Raw genomic sequence first — 26,624 nt, forward strand, 5'->3', positions numbered from 1 at the left:
TCCCGGGTGGGAAGGCCCGCCGCTCACTCGCCGAGCGAGCGGCAGGGTCGCGAGCGCAGATCGGTGACGTACTCGTCCGGCGCGCCGGCCGCTTCGGCGGCGTCCGAGATGAGCCCGATCGTGCGGGCCGACGGCAGGCCGCCCTCGTACCCGTCGAGGATGTACACCCAGGCCAGCACGTCCTCCTCGAGGGTCGAGATGCGCAGCCGGATCTTGTTGTACAGGCCGGTGTCGGCGCTTTCCCAGTAGTCGAGGGTGGCCAGATCCGGCGGCGACACCTCGTACAGCGCGACGAACACCGAGCTCCCAGGGTCCGGGACGACCATCGGCAGCGAGCCGTCCCAGCCCATGTCCTCGCCGCCGAAGGTCAGCCGCCACCCGCTCAGCCACCCGGTGCCGGCCGCGGGCGAGTGCGGGCAGCGCTCCAGCATCTGCTCGGGGTCCATGTTCGACCCGTACGCCGCGTAGAGCCCGCCCGACGTCGTCATATCGGGGGGAGCGTACCGATGCGGACCGTCGCGCGGGAGACAGTGGCGCGGGGGGTGATCGCGCGGGGGACAATGGCGCGGTGGGCAGCGCGACGCGGATAGCGATCGTCGGCGGCGGGCCGGCGGGATACGAGTCCGCGCTGGTCGCGGCCCAGCTCGGCGCGCAGGTCACCGTCTTCGACCGGGACGGCGTGGGCGGCGCGTGCGTGCTCACCGACTGCGTGCCCAGCAAGACCCTGATCGCCACCAGCGACCGAGTGACCGCGTTCCGGGACGCGCCGCGGGTGGGCGTCGGCGCGAGCGGCCTGGGCCGGGCCGAGGCCGCTGTCGACCTCGCCGTCGTCAACGAGCGGATCAAGGACCTCGCCCGGCAGCAGTCCGAGGACATCGCGGCCCGGCTGGCGCACGAGGGCGTCACGGTCGTCGCCGGCGCGGCGCGGTTCGCCGAACGTCAGCCGCCCCGCGCGCACCTGCTCGAGGTGCTGGACGCCAGTGGCGCCGTGGTCGACACGGCGCAGGCCGACGTGGTGCTGCTCGCCACCGGCGGCACGCCGCGGGTGCTGCCGACCGCAACGCCGGACGGCGAGCGGATCCTGTCCTGGCGCGACGTGTACGAGCTGAAGGAGCTGCCCGAGCACCTCGTGGTCGTCGGCTCCGGCGTCACCGGCGCGGAGTTCGCGAGCGGCTACAGCGAGCTGGGCGTGCCGGTGACGCTCGTGTCGAGCCGCGACCGGGTGCTGCCCGGCGAGGACCCGGACGCCGCGGCGGTCATCGAGCACGTGTTCACCAGCCGCGGCGGCACGCTGGTCAAGCAGGCCCGCGCCGCCGGTGTGCGGCGGGTCGGCGACGGCGTGTCGGTCGACCTCGTCGACGGCCGGACCGTTTCGGGTTCGCACGCGCTGATGTGCGTGGGTTCGGCGCCGAACGTGACGGGGCTCGGGCTCGAGCACGCCGGCGTCGAGCTGGACGAGGCCGGCTACCTCAAGGTCGACCGGGTGTCGCGGACGTCTGTTCCGTCCGTCTACGCCGCCGGCGACTGCACGGGCGTGCTGCTGCTCGCGTCGGTGGCCGGCATGCAGGGCCGGATCGCGATCTGGCACGCGCTCGGCGAGGCGGTGGCGCCGTTGCGGCTCAAGACGGTCGCCGCGAACGTCTTCACGCACCCGGAGATCGCGACGGTCGGCGTCGGCTACCAGGCTGTCGCGTCGGGCGCGGCGCCGGCCCGGCAGGTGACGCTGCCGCTCGGCACCAACCCGCGCGCCAAGATGCAGGGCCTACGCGAGGGGTTCGTGAAGCTGTACTGCCGGCCGGCGACCGGCGCGGTGATCGGCGGCGTCGTGGTGGCGCCCGGCGCGTCGGAGCTGGTGTATCCCCTTGCGCTCGCGGTGCAGCGCGGGCTGACCGTGAACGACCTCGCCTCGACCATCGGGGTGTACCCGGCGCTGTCCGGCTCGGTGTCCGAAGCCGCCCGGCGGCTGATGTCGCACGACGATCTGGATTAGCGGAGACCCACATGACCAATCACGGCGACTACTCGCCCCAGGCCCGCGCGGCCGCCGAGCGCAAGGCGCACGCCGCGGGCGTCTTCGCCGAGCACGCCGAGGTGATCGTGGCCGCGCTGCCCGCCGTGCCCGCGGGCCACGTGCTCGTCGCGGTCGTCGACGACGGGCACGAGTTCGCCGGCACCCATCACGTGCCGCAGGACCAGATCGTCGAGCGGGTCCCGCTGCTCGAGGGATCGGGCTGGGCGATGGTCTTCACGACCGGCGCGGACGCCGCCGCGGTGCGCCGGCGAACGGATGAGATGGCGACGCTCGCCCGCCGCCGCGCCGAGATGATCACCCGCATCCAGACGCGCCGCAACTGAGTTCGCGGGCGGCGCGCTCAGGCGTCAGTCGACGGTGCCCGGCGGCACGACCCACGAGCACGGCTGGCCAGTGACGGCGGCGATCAAGTCGAATTCCGCGTCGTAATGCAGGACGGCCAGGTGCAGCTCCTCGGCCGCCGCGGCGATCAAGAGATCGGGGATCTTGCGACCTCGCTGGCTTCGGGCGACGAGCAACCGCTGCACCTCCAGCGCCCGGCGCACGTGTGCGGCCGTGGTGCGGACTCCGACGAAGGCCCCGAGTGCGGCGATGAGCTCGTCCCATTCGTCGGCGTTGCGAGCCGAGTACCCGACCTCGAGGTCGGTGATGTCGCAGCGGCCAAGTTCACCGGCGGCGGCGTGCGCCTCCACGACGCGACGCACCTCGTCGTTGCGAAGCCGCTTCAGCACGCTCGTGTCGAGCAGGAAGGTCAGCGCCACGCGTCACGTCGGTCGCCCAGATCGGCCGCGCCGAGGACGTCGAGTGCGGCGGCGACACGCTGATGGCGGTCAGCTGTGGCGCGGCGCAGCGCTTCATTGACGGTGTCTTTGATCGTTGCCGTGCCGAGTTCGCTGCGCGCCGCGCTGAGCGCCGCCTCGTCCAGGTCGATCAGGTGCTTGCCCATAACGGGGAGTATATATAGGTCGCATCCATATATACGCTGCCCCTATTGGCGCCGCATTTTCAGTCCTTGATGTCGCAGATGACCGAGCCGGCGGTGACCACGGCGCCGACCTCGGCGGTGAGGTTGGCGACGGTGCCGGCCTTGTGCGCGGTCAGCGGCTGCTCCATCTTCATCGCCTCGAGCACGACGATCGCCTGACCGGCCTCGACGGTGTCGCCCTCGGCCGCCGAGACCTTGACGATGGTTCCCTGCATCGGGGCGGTGAGCGAGTCGCCGGACGCCGCCGCGCCCGCCTTCTTGCCGGCCGAGCGCTTCGGGGCCGCCTTGCGCGCGCCGCCCCCGCCGCCTGCGCCCCCGACCCCGGTTGCGCCGAAGCCCGCCGGCAGGGACACCTCGAGCCGCTTGCCGCCGACCTCGACGACGATGGTCTCGCGCGGGCCGGCGTCCTCGCCCGCGTCGACCGCGCCGGCGAACGGCGGGATCTGGTTGTCGAACTCGGTCTCGATCCAGCGCGTGAAGATCGTGAACGGCTCGACCGGATCCAGCGGGGCGAACGCCTCGTCGCGCACGACGGCGCGGTGGAACGGCAGCGCGGTCGCCATGCCCTCGACGACGTACTCGTCGAGGGCGCGCCGGGCCCGCTCCAACGCCTCGGTGCGCGTCTCGCCGACCACGACCAACTTCGCGAGCAGCGAGTCGAACGCGCCGCCGATCACCGAGTTCGCCTCGATCCCGGAGTCGACCCGCACGCCTGGGCCGGCGGGTTCGCGGTAGGTGGTGACGGCGCCGGGCGCGGGCAGGAAGTTTCGGCCCGGGTCCTCGCCGTTGATCCGGAACTCGAAGGCGTGACCGCGCGGCGTCGGGTCTGCGTCGAAGCGCAGCGCCTCGCCCTCGGCGATCCGGAACTGCTCGCGGACGAGGTCGATGCCGCTCGTCTCCTCGGTGACCGGGTGCTCGACCTGCAGCCGGGTGTTCACCTCGAGGAAGCTGATCACGCCGTCCGCGCCGACCAGGTACTCGACCGTGCCGGCGCCGTAGTAGTTGGCCTCGCGGCAGATCGCCTTGGCCGAGGAGTGGATGCGGGCGCGCTGGTCGTCGGTGAGGAACGGCGCGGGCGCTTCTTCCACCAGCTTCTGATTGCGCCGCTGCAGCGAGCAGTCGCGGGTGCCGACGACGATCACGTTGCCGTGCTGGTCGGCGAGCACCTGCGCCTCGACGTGCCGCGACCGATCGAGGTAGCGCTCGACGAAGCACTCGCCGCGGCCGAACGCCGACACCGCCTCGCGCACCGCCGAGTCGTACAGCTCGGCGACCTCGCCCATCTCGCGGGCGATCTTCATGCCGCGCCCGCCGCCGCCGAAGACGGCCTTGATCGCGATCGGGAGTCCGTGCTCCTCGGCGAAGGCGATCACCTCGTCGGCGCCGGACACCGGGTCCTTGGTGCCGGCCACCAGCGGGGCGCCGGCCGCCGCGGCGATGTGCCGGGCCACCGCCTTGTCGCCGAGGTCGCGAATCGACTGCGGGGACGGCCCGATCCAGGTCAGGCCCGCGTCGATGACGGCCTGGGCGAAGTCGGCGTTCTCGGACAGGAAGCCGTAGCCCGGGTGCACCGCGTCCGCGCCGGCCTGCTGCGCCGCGGCGACCACCTTGTCGATCACCAGGTAGGAGTCCCCGGGCGTCGTGCCGCCGAGGGCGTACGCCTCGTCGGCCATCCGGACGTGCAGCGCGTCGCGGTCCGGCTCGGCGTAGACGGCGACGGAGGTGTAACCGGCGTCGCGGCACGCGCGGATCACGCGGACCGCGATCTCGCCCCGGTTGGCGATCAGCACCTTGCGCACGCTCGAGCCTCCTGACATCTGCCGCACATCTGCCGCCGACTCGCGACGCGGGCCCGGCCGTGTCTGGTTTCGCCGAGCTGCTGCGGGCGCTTGCCGGACCGGCCGCAGAATAGCCGCAGAATACCGGGCCTCCACAGCTGGCTCGCCTCGGTGGTGGGCCACGGTGGCGGCGTCCTACGCTCGGGGCATGGGCGACATCGGCGAAGAGCAGCCAGAGATCGAAGTGCTGCCCGCCCGTCCGGCCCAGGAGCCGGAGCGCGCGCCGCAACGTCAGCCCGCCCCGCAACCTCAGCGGGCGCCGCAACCTCAGCCAGCGCCCGCGCCGGCGTGAGCAGTTCGAAGGAGCGCGCCTGAGTGAGCGCCCCCTTCGACGGGCCCGATCTGCTCGTCGGCGAGATCGCCGCGATCCGGACCTTCGGCCTGCATTCGGACGGCACGCTGTGGCCCGTCGTCATCTCCCACCAGCCATGGCTCGATGGCGACAACGAGGCGACCTGCGGCCGGCACCCGGTCGCGGGCGCGGCAGGCTGCAAGTGCGGCTACTGGGCATACGGGTCGGTGGCGGCGTTGCGCGACCAGCCGGCGGCGCGCAACGTCGCCGCTGTCGTCTCCTGCTGGGGCCGGGTCACGCCCGGCACCCGCGGTCTGCGCGCGCAGTTGGCCAGGATCGACGCGATCTGGCTGTCCGGGCGGGTGCGGCCGGGCCTGGCGGCGCAGGTCGCGGCGCGCTACCCGCACGCCGCGGTGTACCGCGACCGCGCGCTGATGTTGGCCGAGCATCCGCTGACCGTCCTGCCGTCCTACCGGCTGCCCGACAAGCGACCGGCGCGGCAGGTCGCCGCCCGCGCGGTGTCCTGGGTGTTGCTTTCGGCAATGCTGCTCGCCGGGCTGCCGCCGCGCTCGGCCTTCCGTGGCGGGTGGCTGGCGCAGCTGCACACCCAGGCCGCCCAGGTGGCGGCGTACCTGATCGTCGTCGCCGCGGTGAGCTATTTCGTCAGCCGGCGCACCGGGGCGCTTCGCCGGCAATACATCCGAATGGCCATGGCCTCCATTGCCCTGACGGCGTGGGTGTGGTCGCCGTGGGCGCCGCTGCTGTGGCAGGTGCCGCTGCGGGCGCCGGTCGTGGTCGGCGCGGTGCGCGCGGGGCTGAGCCGGACGGTGCGCTTCGTCCCCATCCGCGCCGCCCCGGCCCCGCCGAGCTGACCTGGTAGAACGGCGATGATCTCGGCCGGACCGTGCGTTCTCGCCTGGTTGAGCCGAGATCATCGCCGTGGTCGGGCTGGCGTCCGCAGGATCAGTCGAGTTCGGCCAGCCGAGCCTGGCACTTCGCCGCGACGTCGCGCACCTCGGCCAGCGTGCGCCGCAGATCGGCCTGCCGCAGCCGCAGTTCCGCGCCGATGGCGTCGAGCCGGGCGAGCAGCGCGGTCAGCTGCCGGCGTTCGGACGACGTCGCGCCGTCGTACATGTCCACGATCTCGCGGCATTCGGCCAGGGTCATGCCGAAGCGCCGACCGCGCAGGATGAGCCGCAGCCGAGCGCGGTCGCGCACGCCGTAGACCCGGTTCGGACCCGACCGCGCCGGGCTCACCAGACCCTGGGCCTCGTAGTGCCGCAGCGTCCGGGCCGTCACCCCGAGCTCCTGCGCCAGTTCGCCGACCGTCCAGGTCCGCTCTGTCGCCGACGCGCTCATCGGGATAATGTGTCCTGACGTTGACGTTAACGTCAAGGGAGCGAGCTGTGACCTTCGAGCTGTCCGAGGACCACGAGGTATTCCGCAAGGTGGTGCGCGACTTCGCCGAGCGCGAGGTCGCGCCGCACGTCGCGCGGTGGGACCGCGAGCGCCATTTCCCGGTGAACGTGGTGCGGGCGATGGGCGATCTCGGGCTGTTCGGCCTCGTCGTGCCGGAGCAGTACGGCGGGTCGGCCGGCTCGGACTCCGCTGGCGGGGATTTCACCTCGCTCTGCGTCGCGATCGAGGAGCTCGGCCGGGTCGACCAGTCGATCGGCATCACCCTCGAGGCCGGCGTGGGCCTCGGCATCAACCCGATCCTGACGTTCGGCACCGACGAGCAGAAGCAGCAGTGGCTGCCCGACCTCGTCGCCGGCCGCGCGCTCGCCGGCTTCGGGTTGACCGAGGCCGAGGCCGGCTCCGACGCCGGCGCCACGAGGACGCGCGCCACGCTCGACGGCGGCATGTGGTCGATCGACGGCGCGAAGGCGTTCATCACCAACTCCGGCACCGAGATCACCTCGCTGGTCACCGTCACGGCGCGCACCGGCGCTGAGTCCGATGGCGGCTCGCGCGAGCGCTCGCCGGCGGAGATCTCCTCGATCATCGTGCCGGCCGGCACGCCCGGGTTCACGGTCGAGCCTGCCTACGAGAAGCTCGGCTGGCATATCTCCGACACCCACGGCCTGTCCTTCGACGATTGCCGGGTGCCCGAGGCCAACCTGCTCGGCCGGCGCGGCGACGGCTTCCGGCAGTTCCTCGCCGTGCTCGACGACGGCCGCATCGCGATCGCCGCACTCGCGGTCGGCCTCGCCCAGGCCTGTCTCGACCTGTCGGTGCGCTACGCCGGCGAGCGGCAGACGTTCGGCCTGGCGATCGGCGCCCGGCAGGCCGTGGCGTTCTCGTTGAGCGACCTCGCGGTGTCCGTCGAGGCCGCCCGGCTGCTCACGTACAAGGCGGCGTGGCTGAAGGACGCCGGCCGCCCGGCGGCGGCCATCAAGCAGGCCGCGGCCATCGCCAAGCTGTACTCGACCGAGGCGGCCGTCGCCGCCACCCGGGTCGCCACCCAGGTCTTCGGCGGGAACGGCTTCATGGAGGAGTACCCGGTCGCCCGGTTCTACCGGGACGCGAAGATCCTCGAGATCGGCGAGGGCACCTCCGAGGTGCAGCGGATGCTCATCGCCCGCGGCCTCGGCCTGCCCGTCCAATGACGCAGCCTGTGACGCAGCCTGTCGCGCCGCGGGACACACCGCGGGACACGCCGCGAAATAAGGAGTTCGGCGCGGCTCGGGACAGCACGCTCGCCCCGTCGGACAAGGCGGCCGCGAAGCTCGCCGCCCAAGGCAAGCTGTTCGTCCGCGACCGGCTCGCGCTGCTGCTCGACCAGGACTCCTTCGTCGAGGACGGCCAGCTCGCGAACGCGCAGGCCGTCGGGTTGCCGGCCGACGGAGTGGTCACCGGCCAGGGCCTCGTGGACGGCCGGCCCGCGCTCGTCGTCGCCAACGACCCCACGGTGAAGGCCGGCTCGTGGGGCGCGCGGACGGTCGAGAAGATCATTCGGATCACCGAGCGCGCGCTCGCCGAGGAGCTGCCGATCTTCTGGTTGATCGACTCGGCCGGCGCGCGGATCACCGATCAGGTTGCGCTGTTCCCCGGCCGTCGGGGCGCCGGCCGCATCTTCCACAACCAGGTCGCGCTGTCCGGCAAGGTGCCGCAGATCTGCTGCCTGTTCGGGCCTTCCGCCGCCGGCGGCGCGTACATCCCGGCCTTCTGCGACATCGTGATCATGGTCGAGAGCAACGCGTCGATGTATCTCGGCTCGCCGCGGATGGCGGAGATGGTCGTCGGCGAGAAGGTGACGCTGGAGGAGATGGGCGGCGCCCGGATGCATGCGACGGTGTCCGGCTGCGGCGACAACCTCGCCGTCGACGACGCGGACGCGATCGAGCAAGCGCGGGTCTTCTTCTCCTACCTGCCGACCTGCTGGCGCGAGCCGGCGCCTGAGGTGGATGCCGAGCCGCCGGCCGTCGAGCTCGCCGCGGACAGCGTGCCCGCGGACGAGTCGGTGCCCTTCGACATGCATACCATCCTGGCTGGTTTGCTCGACGTCGACTCGTTCTTCGAGATCAAGCCGTTGTTCGCGCCTGAGGTGATCGTCGGGTTCGGTCGGATGGCGGGACAGCCGGTCGGCGTCGTGGCGAACAACTCGGCGGTCAAGGGCGGCGTGCTGTTCGTCGACTCCGCTGACAAGTCCGCGCGGTTCATCTGGCTGTGCGACGCCTTCAACGTCCCGCTGCTCTATCTCGCCGACGTGCCCGGCTTCATGATCGGCAGCGAGGTCGAGCGCCAGGGCATCATCCGGCACGGCGCGAAGATGATCACGGCGGTGTCCGAGGCGACCGTGCCGCAGGTGTCGGTGATCGTGCGCAAGGCCTATGGCGCCGGCCTGTACGCGATGGCCGGCCCAGGGTTCATGCCGGACGCCTGCATCGCGCTGCCCACGGCGCGGATCGCCGTGATGGGCCCACAGGCCGCGGTCAACGCCGTCTATGCGAACAAGATCGCCGAGTTCGCCGACCCGGACGAGCGGGCGCAGTTCGTCGCTGCTCGCCGCACGGAGTACGAGCAGGACGTCGACCTGATGCGCCTGGCGTCCGATCTCGTGCTGGACGCGGTGATCGAACCAGTCGAGCTGCGCGCCGAACTGATCCACCGCTACTCCGTCCTGGTCGGCAAGTCGCGGCACGTCGCCGCCAAGCGGCACGGCGTGCCGCCGACATGACCGCGCCGCAAACGCCTGGGTCCGAGCCCGCACTCGCGGCCGGTCTCGCCGGTGCCGACCTCGCGATCCGGGGCGGCGCGACGAGCGAAGAGCTTGCCGTGCTGCTCGCCGTGGTGACGCAGCTGACAGCGCTGACCCCGCCGCGCGATCCGTACCTGATCTGGCGGGACACCCGCCGTGCGGCAATGCGCGTCCCGGCGATGCGCCTCGCGGCCGCGAATGGCAGCGATTCCCTTTCCTGGTAGACAATCGCCGACGTGAGCGAAGGACCGCAGCCAGCTCCGCCGTCGCGCGGTGAGCCGGTCGACGTCGCCAAAGTGGCGTCGAACCTGCCGTTCGTCCTGCGCACGATCGCCGGAATGGTCGCGCTCGCGGTCACCGCCGACCTGGTCGGCGTCGCCGTCGTCGCGGTCGCCGCCGCTGTTCTGAACGCGCAGCTGACCGGGCGGCAGACGATCGACCTCGTGGTGACCGGCGTCGTGCTCGCGGTCGTCTCCATCGTGGTCGGGGTCGTCGCCGCGACCGCGGTGCAGCGGCGCACGCTGCGCTGGCTGCTACGTGGCGATCCGCCGTCGGCCGAGGACGCGCGGCGCGCGCTGCGGATGCCGCTCGATCTCGCCGTCATCACCTTGGTCCTCTGGTCGGTGGGCGGGCTGGTCGTGGGCGTCGTCGCCGCGCTGTTGGGCGTGCGGGCGCAGGTCGCCGCCGGTCTCGGCAGCGGCACGGTGATCGCCGGGCTCGGCGCGGCCGGCGTCACCTACCTGCTCATCGCCCGGACGAACCGGCGCGTCGCGCTGCTGGCGCTGGCCGCGCGGCCGCCGAAGACGACCCCGGTGTTCGGCGTGCGCGCCCGGCTGCAGCTGAGCTGGGCGCTCACCACAGGCGCGCCGATCCTCGGCGTCATCCTGGTGCTGACCGCCCCGCAGGCCCGGGAGCACGTGGTTGCGACCGCGATCGTCGTCGCCGCCCTCGCGCTGGCGGTAGGCGGCTTGGCGACGGCCCTCACCGCGCGGTCGGTCGGCGTGCCGCTGCGCGGCATCGTCGACGCGCTGCGCCGAGTGGAGCAGGGCGACTTCGACGTCCACCTCGATGTGGACGACGCCGGCGAGATCGGGCTGGTGCAGAACGGCTTCAACGACATGGTGTCCGGACTTCGCGAGCGCGAACGCATCCAGGACCTGTTCGGCCGGCACGTCGGCTCGGCGGTGGCCGCGCAGGCGATCGACAGCGGCGTCACGCTAACGGGCGAGTCCCGCGACGTGGTCGCGCTGTTCGTCGACATCACCGGCTCGACCCGGTTGACGCGCGAACGGGCGCCGACGGAGTTCGTCGCGATGTTGAACCGCTTCTTCGAGACGGTCGTGGACGAGGTCGAGGGCGCCAACGGCGGGCTGCTGAACAAGTTCGAGGGCGACGCCGCGCTCTGCGTCTTCGGCGCGCCGGCCGAGCTCGCCGACCCGGCGACCGCGGGCCTGCGCGCGGCGCGGGCGATCCGCGACCGGGTCGCGGCGAGCGGCGAGCTGTCGATCGGCATCGGCGTCGCATACGGGCCGGTGATCGCCGGCCAGATCGGCGCGGCCAGCCGGCTCGAGTACACCGTCATCGGCGACGCGGTGAACGAGGCGGCCCGGCTCACCGAGCTTGCCAAGCGCGTCGACGGCTGCGTGCTCGCCAGCGCGGCCGCTGTCGAGGCGAGCGTCGAGGCGGAACAGGAGAACTGGGTGCGCACCAAGACGGTGCGCCTGCGGGGCCGGGAGTCGCCGACCCGCGCCTACCGCACCGCGTGACAGGCCCGTCAGTGGTCACTTCCGCAGGTCAGTGGTCGCTGCCGACTGACCACTGACGGCCGCAAGTGACCACTGACCGGAGGTGAGACAGGGTCAGGGATCAGGCGGCGGGGGTCAGGGGGCGGCGGGGTAGCCGATGTCGGCGAGGTCGTGGCCCAGTTCGCGCAGCATGTCGCGCAGCGCGGGCAGCGACAGGCCGACCACGTTGTGGTGATCGCCCTCGACGCCTTGGACGAACCAGCCGCCCAGCCCGTCGACGGTGAACGCGCCGGCCACCTGAGCCGGTTCGCCGGTGCCGCAATAGGCGGCGATCTCGGCGTCGGACATGTCGGCGAAGTGGACGGTCGTCGCTACGCCGCGACTCAATGATCGGCCGTCGGGGGTCTCGATGAGGCAGTGTCCGGTGTGCAGCACGCCGGACCGGCCGCGCATCGCGCGCCACCGCTGCGCCGCGGCCTCGGCCGAGCCCGGCTTGCCCAGCGTCGCGCCGTCCAGCTCGAGCAACGAGTCGCAGCCAAGCACGATCGCCGCGCCCTCGAGCTCCGCGGCGACCGCGCCCGCTTTGCGACGGGCGAGCTCGACGACCAGCTCGGCGGTGTCGGCGAGGTCCACCGAGTCCTCGTCGACGCCGCTGACCACGACCTCGGGCTCGACCCCGGCGCGGCGCAGCGTCGCCAACCGCGCCGGCGACTGACTGGCGAGGACGAACCGCGTCACAGACCGTAGGACTTGGCGACGACCGTCTTCATGATCTCGGTGGTCCCGCCGTAGATACGGGTGATGCGCGCGTCCGCATAGCGCCGCGAGATCGGGTACTCGGCCATGTAACCGTATCCGCCGTGCAGCTGCAGGCAACGGTCGACCACCCGGCCCTGCAGCTCGGTGCAGTGGTACTTCGCCTTGGCCGCGTCGGCGGCGCTCAGCTCGCCGGCGTTGAGCCGATCGACGCAGCGGTCGACGTAGGCCTGTGCGACGTCGATCTCGGTGCCGATGTCGGCGAGGACGAACTTGGTGTTCTGGAAGCTCCCGATCGATTTGCCGAACGCTGTTCTGTCCTGCACATACCGCAAGGTCTCCTCGAAGGCGGCGCTCGCCTCGGCGACGCCCGCGATCGCGATCGAGAGCCGCTCCTGCGGCAGCTTCGCGGCGAGCTGGCCGAAGCCCGCGCCCTCATCGCCGAGCAGGTTTTCCACTGGCACCCGGACGTCGCTGAACGACAGCTCGGCGGTGTCCTGCGAGTGCATCCCGAGCTTGTCGAGGTTGCGGCCGCGGTCGAAGCCAGCCATGCCGCGCTCGAGCACGAGCAGCGACATGCCGCCGCGTCGGTCGCTCTGATCGCTGCCGGTCTTCACCGCGGTGATCACCAAATCGGCGTTGACGCCGTTGGTGATGAACGTCTTCGCGCCGTTGACGACGTAGCTGTCGCCGTCGCGCCGGGCGCTGGTGCGCATGCCGGCGAGATCCGAGCCGGCCCCCGGCTCCGTCATCGCGATGGCAGTGATCAACTCGCCGGACGCGATGCCCGGCAGCCACCGCCGCTTCTGCTCCGGCGTCGCGTACGACAGGAAGTAGGGCAGGCAGATGTCGTTGTGCAGCGACATCCCGAGCCCGGCGCCGCCGATGCCCGCGGCCGCGATCTGCTCGTCGAGCGCCTGATTGAAGCGGAAGTCGTCCACCCCGCCGCCGCCGTGGTCCTCGGGCACCGCCATGCCGAGGAACCCGCTGCGGCCGGCCTCGAGGAACACCTCGCGCGGGGTGATGCCCGCCTTCTCGAACTCGAGGTAGTCGGGGACGATCGACTTGTCGGCGAAGGCGCGGAACGCCTCGCCGAACGCGCGGTGGTCGTCGTCGAAATGCTTGCGGTCCATTCGCTCAGAATAGGGTCTGCTGGTGACCTCTGCGTCTGGCGTCGAGCCTGTCGGCATCATCGGCGGCTCCGGCTTCTACTCGCTCCTCGACGACGCCGAGGCTCGGCCGGTCGAAACCGCGTATGGGCCGCCGAGCGGACCGGTGGCGCTCGGCTCGCTCGCGGGCCGCCCGGTCGCGTTCCTGCCGCGACACGGCGCGGCGCACCGGTTCGCGCCGCACGTGGTGCCTTACCGGGCGAACCTGTGGGCGCTGCGCTCGCTGGGCGTGCGGCAGGTCGTCTCGCTGTCCGCGGTCGGCTCGCTCACGACGTCGTTGCCGACCGGCGCGCTCGTCGTCCCCGACCAGATCGCTGATCGGACGGCCGGCCGGCAGCACACCTTCTTCGACGCCGGCGACGGCGTCGGGCACGCGTCCTTTGCCGACCCGTACTGCCCCCGCGGCCGCGCGGCCGCCCTCGGCACTGGCGCCGGCGCGGCGCACGACGGCGGGGTGCTCGTGGTCGTCAACGGCCCGCGGTTCTCCAGCCGAGCCGAGTCGCTGGAGTTCCAGTCGCACGGCTGGTCGATCATCGGCATGACGGCGATGCCGGAAGCCGGCCTGGCCCGCGAGCTCGCGCTCTGCTACACGACGCTGGCCCTGGTGACGGACCTCGACGCCGGCGTCGAGGCGGGCGACGGCGTCACCCATCACGAGGTGCTCGAGGCGTTCGCGGCCAATCTGCCTCGGTTGCGCGAGCTGCTCGTCCACACCCTGCGCCGGCTGCCGAGCGCGCAGGGCGACTGCGCTTGCGGGGATACCTCGGGGTATCCCGCGTCGTTCGTCCTGCCGTGAGCCGCGCCGTCGGGTCGCTGCGAACGCGGTCACGGCGGTGGCCGGGGCTGTTGGCGCTGGCGCTCGCGACCCAGGCGGTGCTGACGGTGACGTTGCTGCCGCGGGCGTCGCTCGACGACTACGGCCCGGCGGAGCTGCTCGCCTGGCTGAGCATCCCGCTGTGGACGCTCGCGGTGTGGTCGCTGTCCCGCCTGCGGTTGACGCCTCGGCGCGCGGCGCTGGTCGTGCTCGGCGGCGGCCTCGTGCTGCAGGCGCTCGCCATGACGCACAAGCCGACGACGTCCGACGACGACTACCGCTACATGTGGGATGCGAAGGTGCAGCTGTCCGGCGTCGACCCCTACCGGCTCACCCCCGCCGATCCCGCGCTGGCCTCGTTGCGGGACGCGTCGTTGTTCGGCCCGCCGGACCACTGCCAGCACGCTTTCCCCGGCGGGTGCACCTCGATCAACCGCCCGACCGTCCACACCGTCTATCCGCCGGTCGCGGAGGGCGGCTTCACGCTGATCCGGGTGCTGTCCTTCGGTGGCCAGGGCAATCACCTGCCGCTGCAGATCGCGGCGGTGCTCGGCTGCCTCGCGATCGGCTGGCTGCTGCTGCGTCGGTTCCGGGCGCCGCCCTGGCGCGCCGCCCTGTGGGCGTGGTGCCCGGTCGTCGTGATCGAGTTCGCGAACAACGCCCATATCGACTGGCTCGGCGTGCTCTTCGTCGTCGCGGCGCTGGCCGCGCGTGGCGTGTGGTCGAGGGGCGGTCTCCTCGGCGCGGCGATCGCGGTGAAGCTCTATCCGGCGCTGCTGCTGCCGTCGTTGCTGCGCCGCTCCTGGTTGACCGCCGTCGCCGCGCTCGGTCTGGTGGTGCTCGTCTACCTGCCGCACCTCGCGGTCGCGCGCAGCGCCGTGCTCGGCTACCTGCCCGGCTACCTGCAGGAGGAGCAGTACGGCAGCGGCGGCCGGTTGCGGCTGCTGGGCGCGGTGCTGCCGCACCCGGTGGACACCGTCGTCGGGGCGTTGGCCGTCGCCGCGGCGGCCCTGTGGGCGTGGTCGCGCGGGCCGGTGGACGCGCCGGCGCGGTCCGCCGCGGTGGTGACCGGCGTGACGTTGCTCTGCTTCACGCCGGAGTACGGGTGGTACGCCGGCATGCTGCTCGCCCTCGTGGCGATCAGCGGCTCGCTCGAGTGGCTGCCGGTGGTTCTCGCGCCGATGCTGTGCTACCTGCTCAACGGTCACAGCGACCGGCTGGTGTGGGTGGTGGCGCTGCTGCTGACCGTCGCGATCGCCGCGGCGCGCCGCCCGGATAGCCTGCGGACATGCCTTCGGCCGATCTCTCGTGGGACGGGCCGCTAGCGGTCATCACCCTCGACGCCCCACCGCTGAACCTGTTCGACGAGGCGATGGTCGCCGACCTGCGGGCCGCGATCTCCTCGGTGGCCCGGTCGGCGTCGGCGCGCGGGCTGCTGATCCGCGCCGAGGGCCGCGCGGTGTCCGCTGGCGTGGACGTCCACGTGTTCGAACCGCTCGACCCGCGCTCGGCCGAGGCGTTGTGGCGTGACTGGTTCACGATGATCCACGAGCTCGAGTCGCTGCCGATCCCGACCGTCTTCGCCGCCCACGCGCTGTGCCTGACGGCGGCGTTCGAGGTGTCGCTGGCCTGCGATCTGCTGCTCGCCGCGTCGTCGGCGCGCTTCGGCCTCGTCGAGATCGTCGTCGGGTTGACGCCGTCGATGGGCGGCCCGCAGCGGCTGGCCGAACGCGCCGGCCCGGCGCGGGCCCGCGAGCTGGTGTTCAGCGGCGAGCTGTACGACGCGGCGACGCTCGAGCGGTGGAACGTCGTCAACCGGGTGTTGCCGGACGACGGCTTCGCCGACGCGGCCCGGGCGTTCGCGCTGCGGTTGGCGAACGGGCCCACACGGGCGCACGCCGCGACCAAGGCGATCATCCGCACGCAGCTGGCCGGCGGCGTGCGGGCGGCCGACGAGGCGACGCCGGCGTTGAGCGGCGCGCTGTTCGGCACGTCGGACCTGCGCGGCGCGGTCGCGTCATTCCTGCGCGACGGGCCGGGCAAGGCGACCTACACCGGCCGCTGACCCGTCAGGGCATCTTCCGCATGATCTCGGCCGGACCACGCCTTTCTGCCGTGCCGGACCGAGATCATCGCGAGAACTCGGAGTTGTCCACAGAGTCGTCCACAGCCATCGGTCTGTCGCCGCGCCGAGCGGCTCGGTGCGCTGATGCTGGACGGTGTGCATCCCTTCGTCGACCCGGACGAACTGCCCCGGGTGATCAGCAGAGCGCAGGCGGCGCGCCGCGGCATTCCGCTCGCCACGATCGACGCACGGGTGGCGAGAGGGCGATGGAAACGGCTCGCGCCTCGGACATACCTCACGGTATCCACGTGCGTCGACCACGACCGGTTGACCGCTGCCGTGATGTTCGCCGGCCGGGGTGCGGCGTTGTCCGGGGCCGCGGCGCTGGTCGCAGGCGGCGTGCGGCGCGTCCGCATGCCGGAGCGCGTGCTGGTTTTAGTTCCGGTCGGCAACTACGCGAAGTCAGTCGGCTGGATCGCGAAGGGGCGGCGGGACGCGAGCGGCGGGACGCGGGTGGCCAGACGGCGGGTCATTGCGCGGCTGCGCGCCAACCGTTCGGGCCGGACGGGAGCGGTCGACGGTGCTGGTGCGCGGGGTCGTTCCACGCGCCGCGACGCACAATCTGGACGCGGCTGCTCGCTCCGCCGCCAGCCGCGGCCGCGACCACCGCGGCGACGACGGCGAGCTCCTCGGCGGTGGGCGTGCCGCCGATGACGCGCAACAGGGGGCGCGCGGCGGCGCTGTCGTGGCGTTCGTCGGGCATCGGCCTTACCAATCTCGAGCGGGACGGTGATGATCTCGGGCAAACTCGGCGGATTTGCGCGGTTCGGCCGAGATCATCGACCAATTCACAGCGGGATGTTCCCGTGCTTCTTCGGCGGCATCGTCTCGCGCTTGTTGCGCAGCATCCGCAGCGCGCGAATGACGTAGGAACGGGTCTGCGACGGCCGGAGCACCGAGTCGACGTAGCCGCGCTCGGCCGCGACGTAGGGGTTGACCAGGGTGTCCTCGTATTCCTGGACGAGCTGCGCGCGCAGCGCCTCTGGATCGTCGGCAGCGCTTAATCGCTTGCGGTGCAGGATGTTCGCCGCGCCTTGCGCGCCCATCACCGCGATCTGCGCGGTGGGCCACGCGACGTTGATGTCGGCGCCGAGGTGCTTCGAGCCCATCACGTCGTACGCGCCGCCGAACGCCTTGCGCGTGATGACCGTAACCAGGGGTACGGTCGCCTCCGAATAGGCGTAGATCAACTTCGCGCCGCGTCGGATGATGCCCGCGTGCTCCTGGCCGACGCCGGGCAGGAAGCCGGGGACGTCGACCAGCGTCAGCACCGGCACGTTGAAGGCGTCGCAGGTGCGCACGAACCGGGCGGCCTTCTCGGACGCGTCGATGTCCAGGCAGCCGGCGAACTGCGTCGGCTGGTTGGCGACGACGCCGATCGGGGCGCCCTCGATCCGGCCGAAGCCGACGATGATGTTCTGCGCGAACAGCTCGTGCACCTCGAGGAACTCGCCGTCGTCGAGCAGGTGCGCGATCACCTCGTGCATGTCGTACGGCGTGTTGGCGGAGTCCGGGATGAAGGTGTCGAGGAACGCGTCGGACTCGTCCTCCACGTCGGTCACGTCGGTGTCGTAGACGGGCAGCGGGTCGAGGTTGTTCGACGGCAGGTAGGACAGCAGCGCCTTCACGTAGTCGATCGCGTCCTGCTCGTCCGAGCCGAGGTAGTGCGCATTGCCGCTCTTCGTGTTGTGCGTGCGGGCGCCGCCGAGCTCCTCGAGGGTGACGTCCTCGCCGGTCACCGTCTTCACGACGTCCGGGCCGGTGATGAACATCTGCGAGGTGCCGTCGACCATGACGATGAAGTCGGTCAGGGCGGGAGAGTAGACGTGGCCGCCGGCGGCCGCGCCCATGATCAGCGAAATCTGCGGGATGACGCCGGAGGCCTTCACGGTGCGGTGGAAGATCTCGCCGTAGAGCCCGAGCGAGACGACGCCTTCCTGGATGCGGGCGCCGCCGCCCTCGTTGATGCCGATCACCGGGCAACCGGTCTTCATCGCGAAGTCGAGCACCTTGACGATCTTCTCGCCGTACACCTGGCCGAGCGCGCCGCCGAACACCGTCACGTCCTGGCTGAAAACGCAGACCGGCCGGCCGTCGACCGTGCCGCAGCCGGTGACCACGCCGTCGCCGAGCGGTCGGTTCTTCTCCATCCCGAACGTGTTGGACCGGTGCCGGGCGAGCTCGTCGAACTCGACGAACGAGTCCTCGTCGAGCAGGGCGTCGATTCGTTCGCGGGCGGTCATCTTGCCCTTGGCGTGCTGCTTCTCGACGGCTCGGGCGGACCCCGCGTGGACGGCCTCGTCGTAGCGTCGCTCGAGGTCGGCGAGCTTGCCGGCGGTCGTGTGCGGATCGAGGTCCGGGCCGGTGAGGTCGGACGGGTCGGCTGCCATGGTGCGGAGCCTAATCGGCGCCCCCGCCGTCGTGATTTGGCCCCGCAGCGGCGAGACACGCCGGCGCCGGCGGGGCCAAGACCTAGGGTGGGCAGTCGTGGATCGCCCGCCGCTCGACGTCGACCGGCTGCGCGCGGGCGTCGGCGACCGCTGGGCCCGGGTTGACGTGGTCGCCGAGACCACGTCCACGAACGCGGATCTGCTCGCCGCCGCGACCGCTGACGCCAGTCTCGACCGCGTCGTGCTGGCGGCCGAGCACCAGATCGCCGGGCGCGGACGCCTCGACCGGGTGTGGACCTCGCCCGCCCGCGCCGGCCTCACGGCGTCGCTGCTGGTCCGGCCGGCCGTTCCGGCCGCCCGGTGGGGCTGGCTGCCGCTGCTCGCCGGCGTCGCCGTGGTCGACGCGGTGCGCGCCGAGACGGGCGTCGAGTGCGCGCTGAAATGGCCCAACGACGTGCTCGCCCGCCTCGACGGCCGAAAGCTCGCCGGCATCCTCGCGCAGACCGCCGGCGGCGCGGTGGTCGTCGGCGTCGGGTTGAACGTGTCGACGACGCGGGACGAGCTGCCGGTCGACACGGCGACGTCGCTCGCGCTCGCCGGCTCGCCGGACGTCGACCGGACCGCGCTGCTTGGCGCATTGCTCGCCGCGCTGGACAGCTGGCTGACCCGCTGGACGGACGCCGGCGGCGACCCGGACGCGGCCGGATTGGCGCAGGCGTACCGGCAGCGGTGCGCCACACTGGGCGCGCAGGTGCGGGTCGACCTCGGCGGCGCCGCGGTGGTCGGCCGCGCGGTCGACGTCGACGAGTTCGGCCGGCTGCTCGTCGCGGCCGCCGACGACGCGGACGACGCGGACGACGCGGCCGCTGCGCCGCGCCCGCTGGCGGCGGGCGACGTCGAGCACCTGCGGCCGACGTGACGGGTCGGCCGCGCTCGGCCGAACGGACCCGACCGGCTCCGGGCGGTCGCGATAGCCTGCGGCAGTCGGACACAGGAGGTCCAGGTGGCGTATCCCGAGAAGATCCTCGCCGACGACGAGGAGGTCGTCGAGCGGCTGCATCCGCACTGGATCACGCTGGTGCCGGCGATCTTCTGGTTCCTCGTGATCTGCGGTCTTGGCACCTTCGGCCTCACCGAGGTCTACAACAACATGGCCAAGGGCACCGGCCGGCTGGTCGTCGTCGCGCTGATCGTGGTCGTCGGCGTGGTGCTGCTGATCTGGCTGACGCTGTCGCCGGCGGCCCGCTGGCGGACGACCCACTACATCTTCACCACGCACCGGGTGTTGATCCGCCGCGGCGTCTTCAAGCACACCGGCCGCGACATCTCGCTGCAGCGCATCAACGACGTCGGCTTCAGCCAATCGCTGTGGGACCGGATGGTGCGCGCCGGCACGCTCACCATCGAGTCAGCCGGCGAGCACGGCCAGGAGTCGCTGGCTGACATCCCGCGTTCGGACCAGCAGCAGCAGCTGCTGAACCGCTTGATCGAGCAGGACGGCGAGCGCCGCGCCCGACTGGCCTACGGCGGTGGCTATCAACAGGGTTATCCGCCGCAGGGCGGCCAGTATCAGACCGGCCAGTACCCGACCGGGCAGTACCCGACCGGCCAGTACCCGCCGGAGCCCGGCCACCCGCAGCGCTGAGCTGGTCCGGCCCCGGCACGCGGACTCACTTCTCGCCGCTGTTCGTCAGCCGGGACGCGAGCACGCTCGGGTCGGCGTTCCACTTCTGCTCGGTGCCGCCGTCACACGCCGTGACGATGACTTTCAGGTAGAGGTTGTTCCGCAAGTCGTTGGCGGGTCCGCTGCTCAGACATTTGCCGAGGCTGTCCACGATCGTGTAGACCCGCGCATACGACAGCGGCTTGCCTGCGCTGTCCTTCGTCTGGTAGTAGGTCCACGTGCTGGTGCAGGCCCTCGACACGGTGACGTACCACGGTGCGGCCGTGGGGTCCTGCATGCAGTAGTTGACGCCGTTGGGCTTCGTCGTCAGCGTTCCGGTTCGTGGCAGCCCAGACGACCCAGCCGCGCCGAGACCGGGTGCGAACAGCTGGTTCCAGTCGAGGTTTGCCGGCGAGGGGTTCGTCTTGCAGGTGTACAGCTGAAGATATGGCGTTGCCGGATCCTTTCCGGCCACGTCGACGCAGTTCGCGAAATCCCGGTAGTTGACGATGTTGCCGTTGGCCCCGCCCGCCGAGCCGTCGCCGGTGGTCGCCGACGGGATCCAGGTCTGTTCCGGGTCGAGTACCTCCGAGCTGTACTTGTTCGTGTTGCAGCTCTGCAACAGCAGGGCGGTGTCAGCGGTCTGCGAGGCAGCGCTGATGCACGTGTTGTCGGTGTCCGACTGGTCGGTCTTCGCGCCTTCCAGATGCGCGAAGCTGTTGACGCTCCACTGTTGGTTCCAGGGCGAGCTGCCCACGGCGTAACACGGCTGCAGGACGATCGCGCGGCCGGCGGCGTGCGCGGTCGGCGAGGTGTCCAGGCACAAGCCGGCAGGGTAGGACGTGGTCACCGACGACACGAGTTGGATGCTCAGATCCGACCGGTAGGCGAACACCTGTCTTGCGGCCGGCGGCAGGGACGTGCTGCAGGACTCCAGCAGAACGGCCGCGCCCGATGCCGGCGTCCCCGACCCGGCGTCCATGCACCATTTGGCGCTGCCGCTCGAGTAGAGCTGGATCTCGCCGCCCGGGATGTTCACGTCGTCGGTCTGGAAGACGTACGTGGTGGTGAGCGTGCGCCCCTTGCTCGCCGAGTTGGCGTTCGACGAGTCGACGCCGGACGACGTGATCACGGCATACCGCGGAGTATGGCTGCCGGTAGCGGCGTCGTATGGCCCGTAGTTCGCCGCGCAGGTCATCGCCGTTCCGCCCTTGGCGGGGTCGGTCATGTAGTAAACGACAGACACGTTGTACGTCATCGTGCCGCTCGCGTTGGCCGACCCGCTCAGCGGTGCGGCACTGGTCGCGCAGGGTAGCGAGTCGGAGTTGCCAAAGGTCTTGCCGTCCGACCCGGTCGTCGTGGCGCCCCGGATCTGGCCGAGCATGGCGTCGATGCCGGCCTGCGCCGCGTCGAGCGAGCGCACCCGCGACCCAGTGAACCGGGTGGAGCTGTTCTGATTGATGATCATCGTGAGGAGCAGTGCGCCGATGGTGGCGCCGACGAGGATCACCATCAACAGCATGGCGATGTTGCCGCTGTCGTCGCTGGGACGCGGCAGGCGTCCGCGCAGGACGCCCCTGACTCGGAGCTTCACGGTCGTCCCCATTGCTGGCAGGTGGTGGCGTTGCTGGCCAGCGACACGTCGCTGTTCAACGCGGTGAACGTCATCTGCGAGCGGTTGGTCGCCGTCACGCTGTTGCCGGCGGTCGCGACGAGGGTGAGCTGCAGCCGTTGGAAGGACGTGCTGGCGCTCACGCCCGCGACCGGTGTCGTGAACGGCGCGTCCGCCGAGCCCGCCGCCGCCGATCCGTTGGTCACGTAGCTGGCCATCGGCGTCCAGGCCGAAGCCGCCGCAGCGACGCCGTTCGTGACCGTCCAGGTCCGCTGCTGCAGCTGCCGGGAATCGAGGCGCAACTGCGTGCAGGTGTCGCCGGTCTGCGCCGTGCTGACGCCGGTGGGCGGCGAGTCGAATTCGACGTACCAGTCGCCCGAGGCCGTCGAGACGCCCGGCGTGCTGACGGCGCTCGCGTAGCGCACCATCTTGTCGAGCTTCAGGAAGGCTTGGTTCGTCTGGGTCGCCGAGATCGTGGTCGCCTCGACCTTGTTGGCGGTGCTGCTCATCAGCAGGATCGAGGTGAGGAAGATCGCCATGAACACCGTCATGATCGCCATGCCGACCAGCAGTTCGACGAGGGTCGTGCCCCGGTCCGCACTCCCGGCTACCCGAGCGAGTCGCGCCCGCAAGCGCAAGCGCACGCGCAGGGCCAACGCGGTCATGACGGCATCACCGCTGCCGACTGCGCGCTGGGCGCAGAGGCGCCGTTCGCGTTCGTCGCGGCGACCGTGAAGGTGTACGAGCCGCCGGTGGTCAGCCCGGTCAGCGTCTGCGTCGTCGCGGTCGAGTTGTAGGTGATCGGGCTCTGCGCGGCGCCGTCCAGATAGGGGGTCACGACGTAGCCGGTGGTCGGGCTGCCGGCGACCGGCGTCGGCGCCGTCCACGACACCGTCGCCGACGTCGCGCCGGGCGTCGCGCTCGGCGTCGCCGGGCTCGGCGGAGCGATGGTCGCGAGGGCGTTGACGCCGGACTGGTCGAGGGCGAACCGGAACGCGTGCACGTCGTCGATGACGCCGTTGAAGTAGTCGCCTATCCCCCCGTTGAACTTGCCACGGCCGATGATCAAGTTGCCAGTGGCCTTCCAGCCGGTCGTGTACGAGACCGAGCTGCCCTGCTTCACGCCGTTGACATACAGGCTCAGCGTCTTCGCCACGCTGTCGTAGACCCCGGTCACCAGATACCACTGGCCCGCGACCACATTGGCGTTCGACACGGCCAATGTCGCCTGCGACGAGCCGGCGTCTGCCGCGTCGCGGACGAGAGCCCACTTGCCGCCGTTCTGCTGCAGCCAGAAGCCGCTGTTCGTCGTGCCGTCGACGCTTACGAGCGTTCCGGCGCCGGTGGTGCCGGCCGGCTTCGCCCAGGCGCTCACCGAGAAACTCTGGGCGGTGTCCACGACCGACGAGCTGCTGGTGATGATGCCGCTGCTGCCGTTGAACTGGGCGGCCGACGGCCCAACGATGCTCGACGATGTCCAGGTGACCCCGCCGCTCAGCGTGCCGTCGACGTTGTTCAGCGAGCCGTCGTTCGCATTCGTGCCGGCGCCGTCGTCGAGATCCCAGTACCCGGCCTGCGCGAGCTGCGCGACCGCGTCGTCGGACAGCGCGCTGCTGTACACGCGGACGTCGTCGATGGCGCCGTTGACCCAGTTCGTCGACGCGCCGGAGGCCTTGCCGCGGCCCATCACGAAGCTGCCGGTGCCGTTCCAGTCAGTGGTGTACGACGCGGGGTTGGCCTGCGGCACGCCGTTGACATACAGCTCGAGGGTGTCCGCCGCGTCGTCGTACACGCCGGTCAGTTGGTACCACTGGCCGGTCGTCGGCGCCGCGGACGAGCTGGCGATGGCGGTCGTCGGGGTGTTGGAGTCCGACGAAGTGCGGCTGAACGCGAACTTGCCGGTGTCGGTGCGGTACTGCAGCGCGAACGAGCTGACCTGTGTGCCGTCCTGGCTGACGAACGTCTGCGTGGTGCTGGTGCTGGCCAGCTTGACCCACGCGGAGACCGTGAAGCTCGTGCTCGCGTCCAGCACCGCGTTGCTGGCGGTCGCAGCCGCGCTCGATCCGTTCAGGGTCACCGCGTACGCGCCTTGCGCGGCCGTCGCTGTGCGCGCGTAGGTGCTGCCGGAGAGCGTCGCGTTGTGCCCGCCGGTTGAGGAGTCCGCCGCGACGGCGCCGCTCGACTCGTCGAAGGTCCACCGGCCGGCGAGCGGCGTCGTGACCGTCCAGCTGAAGGCGCTGCTGGTCGCCGTCGCGCCGGCGCTGTCGGTGACCGTGACGGTCACGCCGGAGAAGACCTGCGGCGGGCTCGTGACGGTGCCGGTCACCACTCCGGCGCTGGTGATCGACAGGCCAGCGGGGCCGCCGTTGAGCGCGTAGGCGCAGGGCGTGTCCGGGCAGGACTTGGTCAGCGCCAGGCTCACCGCCGCGTTGTTCACGGTGGTCTGGTTCCCCGGCGCGGTCACCGACGGGCGTGCGTAAACGGTCCACGAGAACGTCGTGCTCGCGACGGTGCCGCCGTTGTCGGTGACGGTCACCGTGACCGAGGAGGAGGTGCCGAGGGCCGTCGGGGTGCCGCTGATCGTCCCGGTGCTCGGGTTGATGTTCAGCCCCGCAGGCGCGCCGGTGAGCGTGTACGTGCACGGGGAGTTCGCGCAGGTCGAGGTGATCGGCTGGATCAGCGCCGTGTTCACCGTGCTGCCCACACTGCCGGGCGAAGTGACGCTCGGCGGCGCGTAGACCCGCCAGCTGAAGGCCGATGTGGTCGCGGTGGCGCCGGCGGCGTCGGTGATCGTGACGGTGACCGACGAGGTGCCAGGGGTCGTCGGCGAGCCACTGATCACGCCGGTGGTGTTGTTGATGGTCAGGCCGGCCGGGGCGCCGGTCAGCGCGAACGTGCAGGGGTTGTTCGCGCAGCTCGATGCGACCGGGAGGCTCACCGCGTTGCCCACATAGGTCGTCTGGTTGTTCGGGGTGGTGACCGTGGGGGCGGCCTTGACGGTCCAGGTGAAGGCGCTGGTGGTCGCGGTGGCGCCGGCCGCGTCGGTGATGGTGACCTGGACGGCGCCGTAGGTGGCGGCGGTGGTGGGGCTGCCGGTGATGACGCCGGTGCTCGCGTTGATGCTCAAGCCGGCCGGAGCGCCGGTCAGCGTGTACCCGCAGGGCGTGTTGGCGCAGCTCGAGCCGACCGCGAGGTTGACCGCGGCGCCGATCGAGCTCGTCTGGTTGTTCGGGGTGGTGACGCTCGGCGCGGCCTTGATGGTCCAGGTGAACGCGCTCGTGGTGGCGGCGGCGCCGGCGGCGTCGGTGATCGTGACGGTGACTGTCGAGGAGACGCCGAGGGTCGTCGGACTGCCGGAGATGACCCCGGTGCTCGCGTTGATCCCCAGGCCGGCGGGCCCGCCGGCCAGGGTGTACGAGCACGGCGTGTTGCCGCAACTGGAGCCGATGCCGAGGCTGACCTGCGTGCCGAGCGTGCTGGACTGGTTGCTCGGGGTGGTGACGGTCGGCCCGGCCTTGATCGCCCAGGTGAACGCGCTGGTGGTCGCGGTGACGCCGGCCGCGTCGGTGATGGTGACCTTGACGCTGCTGTAGGTGGCGGCCGTGGTCGGGGTGCCGGAAACGACACCGCTGGAGTTGTTGATGGTCAGGCCGGCGGGTTGGCCGGTGATCGTGTAGGTGCACGGCGTGTTGGCGCACGTCGAGGCGATGCCGACGCTGACCGGCCTGCTGAGGGTGCTGGTTAGGCTGCCCGGGGTGGTGACGGTCGGCGCGGCCTTGACGGTCCAGGTGAAGGCGCTGGTGGTCGCGGTGGCGCCGGCCGCGTCGGTGATGGTGACCTTGACGCTGCTGTAGGTGGCGGCCGTGGTCGGGCTGCCGGTGATAGCGCCGGTGGTGTTGTTGATGGTCAGGCCGGCGGGTTGGCCGGTGATCGTGTAGGTGCACGGCGCGTAGCCGCAGCTGGACGTGACCGGCAGGTTCACCGTCGTGCCGACCGAACTGGTCTGGTTGCCTGGCGTGATAATGGTCGGTGCCGGCTTGACCGTCCAGGTGAACGTCGCGGTGTCGGTGCGGCCGAAACCGTCGGTGAGCCGCACGGTAAGCGAGTTCGTGCCAGCGGACCCGCCCACCACGCCGGAGATCAAGCCGGTGGAGCTGAGCGTCAGGCCGGTCGGCAACGTGCCGGCCGCCAGGTCCCAGGAATATCCGGGCACGCCAGTGCCGGTCACCAGCGACAGTTGCAGGCCGACGGTCGCGCCGACCGAGGTGGTCTGGTTGGGGGGATCGTTGATCGCCGGCGCCGCGGGGGGCGGCTGGTTGGCCTTGAACGTCGGGTCGGGGTCGTCGTTGAGCAGGGTGCCGGTGACGTAGTAACAGCCGGCGGTGCAGGTGCCGCTGTTCCAGCTCACGGCGACGACAGCGCGCAGGTACTCGACCGCTGTCGAGTTGCTCTGGTTCTGGGTGTTGCAGTCCCCACCCGACGTCAGCAGCCAGCAGTCGCCGATGAATTGCGACACGGTGAACGCGACGGTGCCGGGCTTCTGTGTGCACGACGCAGGACCGGTGGCGCCCTGCGGTGCGGGATCACATGTGGGGATGGTGGCGTTCGCGCCCGCGGTGGCGGCGGCGCCGGGGTCGCTGGCCTGGTCGATGTCTTGCAACCACGGCGAGATGGCGGCGATCGCGTTGCCCTTGTTGAACTGGGTGGACACGCTGCTCGAACCGCGGCCGGTGACCAGGTCGCTCGGCTCCAGGGCGCGCATCTGCTCCAACGTCGAGTCGGCGAGCTGCGCGGCCGTCTGGGTGGCGCGCTGCCGAGCCACCGCCGCGAGTCCGGACACGTACTCGACGCCGATGGCGGCCATGATGACCGTGATCAGGGCGATCGCGATGATCGACTCGAGCAGCACGAAGCCGCCATCGTCGTTGCCGGACAGCCGTCGGCGGGCCCGGCCGACAGCGCGGCGGGCCCTCAGGCGTGCGCCGTCCAGCAAACCGTTCAT

At 71.4% G+C, this 26,624-nt stretch carries 25 protein-coding genes; 13 read left to right on the forward strand and 12 right to left on the reverse strand.

What is annotated here, in order from left to right; all coding sequences use genetic code 11:
* Nucleotides 1-23: 23 nt before the first annotated feature.
* Nucleotides 24-488, reverse strand: a complete 465-nt coding sequence (locus tag ACFFBG_RS15095; RefSeq protein WP_375480139.1) for a gamma-glutamylcyclotransferase family protein — start codon at nucleotides 486-488, stop codon at nucleotides 24-26.
* Nucleotides 489-568: 80 nt separating this feature from the next.
* On the opposite strand from ACFFBG_RS15095, the gene ACFFBG_RS15100 reads away from it, so the two are divergent.
* Together ACFFBG_RS15100 and ACFFBG_RS15105 are read left to right on the forward strand one after the other, a co-directional pair.
* Complete coding sequence (locus ACFFBG_RS15100; protein ID WP_375480141.1) at nucleotides 569-1,990, forward strand: NAD(P)H-quinone dehydrogenase; 1,422 nt, start codon at nucleotides 569-571, stop codon at nucleotides 1,988-1,990.
* 11 nt (nucleotides 1,991-2,001) lie between these two features.
* Nucleotides 2,002-2,355, forward strand: coding sequence for a hypothetical protein (locus ACFFBG_RS15105; RefSeq protein WP_375480143.1), 354 nt, complete (start codon nucleotides 2,002-2,004; stop codon nucleotides 2,353-2,355).
* Between the two features lie 24 nt (nucleotides 2,356-2,379).
* On the opposite strand, the gene ACFFBG_RS15110 is transcribed toward ACFFBG_RS15105, so the two are convergent.
* Genes ACFFBG_RS15110 through ACFFBG_RS15120 form a run of 3 tightly spaced genes read right to left on the reverse strand, consistent with a single transcriptional unit; the run spans nucleotide 2,380 to nucleotide 4,816 of the window.
* Nucleotides 2,380-2,793 carry a PIN domain-containing protein gene (locus tag ACFFBG_RS15110; protein WP_375480145.1) on the reverse strand — a complete coding sequence of 138 codons (414 nt, stop codon included), beginning with the start codon at nucleotides 2,791-2,793 and terminating at the stop codon, nucleotides 2,380-2,382.
* Entirely contained in the window at nucleotides 2,784-2,978 is a 195-nt protein-coding gene (locus ACFFBG_RS15115; protein ID WP_375480147.1) for a hypothetical protein, read from the reverse strand. The genes ACFFBG_RS15110 and ACFFBG_RS15115 overlap by 10 nt, the downstream gene beginning before the upstream one ends.
* Nucleotides 2,979-3,037: 59 nt before the next feature.
* Entirely contained in the window at nucleotides 3,038-4,816 is a 1,779-nt protein-coding gene (locus ACFFBG_RS15120) for an acetyl/propionyl/methylcrotonyl-CoA carboxylase subunit alpha (protein ID WP_375480318.1), read from the reverse strand.
* 187 nt (nucleotides 4,817-5,003) lie between these two features.
* Between ACFFBG_RS15120 and ACFFBG_RS15125 the strand changes: the two genes are divergently transcribed.
* Both ACFFBG_RS15125 and ACFFBG_RS15130 read left to right on the forward strand, forming a co-directional pair.
* On the forward strand, nucleotides 5,004-5,147 hold the full coding sequence (locus ACFFBG_RS15125) for a hypothetical protein (RefSeq protein WP_375480149.1): 144 nt from the start codon (nucleotides 5,004-5,006) through the stop codon (nucleotides 5,145-5,147).
* Nucleotides 5,148-5,170: 23 nt separating this feature from the next.
* Entirely contained in the window at nucleotides 5,171-6,019 is an 849-nt protein-coding gene (locus ACFFBG_RS15130; protein ID WP_375480151.1) for a hypothetical protein, read from the forward strand.
* A 91-nt stretch (nucleotides 6,020-6,110) separates the two neighbouring features.
* On the opposite strand, the gene ACFFBG_RS15135 is transcribed toward ACFFBG_RS15130, so the two are convergent.
* The gene (locus tag ACFFBG_RS15135; RefSeq protein ID WP_375480153.1) at nucleotides 6,111-6,506 is read right to left on the reverse strand and encodes a MerR family transcriptional regulator; all 396 of its coding nucleotides are present in this window, start codon (nucleotides 6,504-6,506) and stop codon (nucleotides 6,111-6,113) included.
* Nucleotides 6,507-6,553: 47 nt separating this feature from the next.
* On the opposite strand from ACFFBG_RS15135, the gene ACFFBG_RS15140 reads away from it, so the two are divergent.
* Genes ACFFBG_RS15140 through ACFFBG_RS15155 form a run of 4 tightly spaced genes read left to right on the forward strand, consistent with a single transcriptional unit; the run spans nucleotide 6,554 to nucleotide 11,114 of the window.
* Nucleotides 6,554-7,756, forward strand: coding sequence for an acyl-CoA dehydrogenase family protein (locus ACFFBG_RS15140; protein ID WP_375480155.1), 1,203 nt, complete (start codon nucleotides 6,554-6,556; stop codon nucleotides 7,754-7,756).
* Nucleotides 7,753-9,327 (forward strand): acyl-CoA carboxylase subunit beta, encoded by a 1,575-nt coding sequence (locus ACFFBG_RS15145; RefSeq protein WP_375480157.1) that lies wholly within the window; start codon nucleotides 7,753-7,755, stop codon nucleotides 9,325-9,327. The genes ACFFBG_RS15140 and ACFFBG_RS15145 overlap by 4 nt, the downstream gene beginning before the upstream one ends.
* Nucleotides 9,324-9,572, forward strand: coding sequence for a hypothetical protein (locus ACFFBG_RS15150; protein ID WP_375480159.1), 249 nt, complete (start codon nucleotides 9,324-9,326; stop codon nucleotides 9,570-9,572). Before ACFFBG_RS15145 ends, ACFFBG_RS15150 begins: the two co-directional genes overlap by 4 nt.
* Before the next feature lie 12 nt (nucleotides 9,573-9,584).
* On the forward strand, nucleotides 9,585-11,114 hold the full coding sequence (locus ACFFBG_RS15155) for an adenylate/guanylate cyclase domain-containing protein (RefSeq protein ID WP_375480161.1): 1,530 nt from the start codon (nucleotides 9,585-9,587) through the stop codon (nucleotides 11,112-11,114).
* Nucleotides 11,115-11,228: 114 nt separating this feature from the next.
* On the opposite strand, the gene ACFFBG_RS15160 is transcribed toward ACFFBG_RS15155, so the two are convergent.
* The gene (locus tag ACFFBG_RS15160; protein WP_375480163.1) at nucleotides 11,229-11,831 is read right to left on the reverse strand and encodes a Maf family protein; all 603 of its coding nucleotides are present in this window, start codon (nucleotides 11,829-11,831) and stop codon (nucleotides 11,229-11,231) included.
* Nucleotides 11,828-12,982, reverse strand: a complete 1,155-nt coding sequence (locus ACFFBG_RS15165; RefSeq protein ID WP_375480165.1) for an acyl-CoA dehydrogenase family protein — start codon at nucleotides 12,980-12,982, stop codon at nucleotides 11,828-11,830. The genes ACFFBG_RS15160 and ACFFBG_RS15165 overlap by 4 nt, the downstream gene beginning before the upstream one ends.
* A gap of 19 nt (nucleotides 12,983-13,001) precedes the next feature.
* Here ACFFBG_RS15165 and ACFFBG_RS15170 point away from each other — a divergent pair, with 19 nt between their 5' ends.
* From ACFFBG_RS15170 to ACFFBG_RS15180, 3 genes are read left to right on the forward strand one after another with little or no spacing between them, the layout of a single operon-like run.
* Nucleotides 13,002-13,814, forward strand: a complete 813-nt coding sequence (locus ACFFBG_RS15170) for an S-methyl-5'-thioadenosine phosphorylase (protein WP_375480320.1) — start codon at nucleotides 13,002-13,004, stop codon at nucleotides 13,812-13,814.
* A complete protein-coding gene (locus tag ACFFBG_RS15175; RefSeq protein ID WP_375480167.1) occupies nucleotides 13,811-15,157 on the forward strand; it encodes a glycosyltransferase 87 family protein in 1,347 nt (448 codons plus the stop codon). Before ACFFBG_RS15170 ends, ACFFBG_RS15175 begins: the two co-directional genes overlap by 4 nt.
* Nucleotides 15,121-15,897: an enoyl-CoA hydratase/isomerase family protein gene (locus ACFFBG_RS15180; protein WP_375480169.1), complete on the forward strand. Its 777-nt coding sequence runs from the start codon at nucleotides 15,121-15,123 to the stop codon at nucleotides 15,895-15,897. The genes ACFFBG_RS15175 and ACFFBG_RS15180 overlap by 37 nt, the downstream gene beginning before the upstream one ends.
* A gap of 529 nt (nucleotides 15,898-16,426) precedes the next feature.
* Here ACFFBG_RS15180 and ACFFBG_RS15185 read toward each other — a convergent pair.
* Together ACFFBG_RS15185 and ACFFBG_RS15190 are read right to left on the reverse strand one after the other, a co-directional pair.
* Entirely contained in the window at nucleotides 16,427-16,660 is a 234-nt protein-coding gene (locus tag ACFFBG_RS15185; RefSeq protein ID WP_375480171.1) for an acyl-CoA carboxylase epsilon subunit, read from the reverse strand.
* 85 nt (nucleotides 16,661-16,745) lie between these two features.
* Nucleotides 16,746-18,347 (reverse strand): acyl-CoA carboxylase subunit beta, encoded by a 1,602-nt coding sequence (locus ACFFBG_RS15190; protein WP_375480173.1) that lies wholly within the window; start codon nucleotides 18,345-18,347, stop codon nucleotides 16,746-16,748.
* A gap of 97 nt (nucleotides 18,348-18,444) precedes the next feature.
* On the opposite strand from ACFFBG_RS15190, the gene ACFFBG_RS15195 reads away from it, so the two are divergent.
* Both ACFFBG_RS15195 and ACFFBG_RS15200 read left to right on the forward strand, forming a co-directional pair.
* Nucleotides 18,445-19,266 (forward strand): biotin--[acetyl-CoA-carboxylase] ligase, encoded by an 822-nt coding sequence (locus ACFFBG_RS15195; protein ID WP_375480175.1) that lies wholly within the window; start codon nucleotides 18,445-18,447, stop codon nucleotides 19,264-19,266.
* Between the two features lie 84 nt (nucleotides 19,267-19,350).
* Nucleotides 19,351-19,992, forward strand: coding sequence for a PH domain-containing protein (locus ACFFBG_RS15200; RefSeq protein ID WP_375480177.1), 642 nt, complete (start codon nucleotides 19,351-19,353; stop codon nucleotides 19,990-19,992).
* Between the two features lie 25 nt (nucleotides 19,993-20,017).
* On the opposite strand, the gene ACFFBG_RS15205 is transcribed toward ACFFBG_RS15200, so the two are convergent.
* From ACFFBG_RS15205 to ACFFBG_RS15215, 3 genes are read right to left on the reverse strand one after another with little or no spacing between them, the layout of a single operon-like run.
* Complete coding sequence (locus tag ACFFBG_RS15205) at nucleotides 20,018-21,604, reverse strand: ricin-type beta-trefoil lectin domain protein (protein WP_375480179.1); 1,587 nt, start codon at nucleotides 21,602-21,604, stop codon at nucleotides 20,018-20,020.
* Nucleotides 21,601-22,287 (reverse strand): type II secretion system protein, encoded by a 687-nt coding sequence (locus ACFFBG_RS15210; RefSeq protein ID WP_375480181.1) that lies wholly within the window; start codon nucleotides 22,285-22,287, stop codon nucleotides 21,601-21,603. Before ACFFBG_RS15210 ends, ACFFBG_RS15205 begins: the two co-directional genes overlap by 4 nt.
* A complete protein-coding gene (locus ACFFBG_RS15215) occupies nucleotides 22,284-26,624 on the reverse strand; it encodes a putative Ig domain-containing protein (RefSeq protein ID WP_375480183.1) in 4,341 nt (1,446 codons plus the stop codon). The genes ACFFBG_RS15210 and ACFFBG_RS15215 overlap by 4 nt, the downstream gene beginning before the upstream one ends.

It is taken from the genome of uncultured Jatrophihabitans sp. (assembly GCF_964251945.1).
GTDB lineage: Bacteria > Actinomycetota > Actinomycetes > Mycobacteriales > Jatrophihabitantaceae > Jatrophihabitans.

Coding starts and splice junctions, on each gene's coding strand:
- ACFFBG_RS15095 (WP_375480139.1), bottom strand. CDS start 488: ATGACGACGTCGGGCGGGCTCTACGCGGCGTACGGGTCGAACATGGAC.
- ACFFBG_RS15105 (WP_375480143.1), top strand. CDS start 2,002: ATGACCAATCACGGCGACTACTCGCCCCAGGCCCGCGCGGCCGCCGAG.
- ACFFBG_RS15115 (WP_375480147.1), bottom strand. CDS start 2,978: ATGGGCAAGCACCTGATCGACCTGGACGAGGCGGCGCTCAGCGCGGCG.
- ACFFBG_RS15125 (WP_375480149.1), top strand. CDS start 5,004: ATGGGCGACATCGGCGAAGAGCAGCCAGAGATCGAAGTGCTGCCCGCC.
- ACFFBG_RS15135 (WP_375480153.1), bottom strand. CDS start 6,506: ATGAGCGCGTCGGCGACAGAGCGGACCTGGACGGTCGGCGAACTGGCG.
- ACFFBG_RS15145 (WP_375480157.1), top strand. CDS start 7,753: ATGACGCAGCCTGTGACGCAGCCTGTCGCGCCGCGGGACACACCGCGG.
- ACFFBG_RS15150 (WP_375480159.1), top strand. CDS start 9,324: ATGACCGCGCCGCAAACGCCTGGGTCCGAGCCCGCACTCGCGGCCGGT.
- ACFFBG_RS15165 (WP_375480165.1), bottom strand. CDS start 12,982: ATGGACCGCAAGCATTTCGACGACGACCACCGCGCGTTCGGCGAGGCG.
- ACFFBG_RS15180 (WP_375480169.1), top strand. CDS start 15,121: ATGCCTTCGGCCGATCTCTCGTGGGACGGGCCGCTAGCGGTCATCACC.
- ACFFBG_RS15185 (WP_375480171.1), bottom strand. CDS start 16,660: ATGCCCGACGAACGCCACGACAGCGCCGCCGCGCGCCCCCTGTTGCGC.
- ACFFBG_RS15190 (WP_375480173.1), bottom strand. CDS start 18,347: ATGGCAGCCGACCCGTCCGACCTCACCGGCCCGGACCTCGATCCGCAC.
- ACFFBG_RS15210 (WP_375480181.1), bottom strand. CDS start 22,287: ATGACCGCGTTGGCCCTGCGCGTGCGCTTGCGCTTGCGGGCGCGACTC.
- ACFFBG_RS15215 (WP_375480183.1), bottom strand. CDS start 26,624: ATGAACGGTTTGCTGGACGGCGCACGCCTGAGGGCCCGCCGCGCTGTC.